Source organism: Vibrio sp. 1562 (genome assembly GCF_033340155.1).
In the GTDB taxonomy this organism is placed as follows: Bacteria; Pseudomonadota; Gammaproteobacteria; order Enterobacterales; family Vibrionaceae; genus Vibrio; species Vibrio alginolyticus.
In genome coordinates this window covers 1-535 of the sequence record NZ_JAWOVY010000704.1, presented here as the reverse complement: position 1 = coordinate 535, position 535 = coordinate 1, and the positions used below count along the sequence as shown (strand labels likewise).

1 protein-coding gene is annotated in these 535 nt (G+C 45.0%); it reads right to left on the bottom strand.

What is annotated here, in order from left to right; genetic code table 11:
* On the bottom strand, positions 1–535 hold a 535-nt coding region (locus R7Z49_RS27200; RefSeq protein ID WP_318112779.1), incomplete at both ends, for a sugar phosphate nucleotidyltransferase.

The window sequence follows — 535 nt, the reverse complement described above, 5'->3', positions numbered from 1 at the left end:
AGGATGTAACGACCAATGATCGCAAGATTGCTTGGCGCTGTGCCTGGTTCTGGTTTTTCTACCATGTCATCTACGCGGTAGATGTCATCTTTGATCATTTCACCAGAAATCACGCCGTATTTGTGCGTCTCATCAGCAGGTACTTCTTGTACTGCCACGATAGAACAGCGGAATTGCTTAAACAGCGCAACCATTTGAGCAAGAACGCCTTCTTCCTCGTTCACACACAAGTCATCGGCAAGTACTACAGCGAAAGGTTCATCACCAACCAGTTCACGACCCGTTAGAATCGCGTGACCTAGACCTTTCATTTCACGTTGGCGAATATAGGTAAAGTTCGCTGATTCAATGATCTCACGAATATCGACAAGTAACTCTTCTTTGTTGGTACCGCTAATTTGGTGCTCAAGCTCGTAGTTCTTATCAAAGTGATCCATGATTGAGTGTTTGCCACGGCCTGTCACAATACACATACCGTTCATACCAGCTTGAATTGCCTCTTCAACGCCGTATTCAATCAACGGTTTGTTCACTA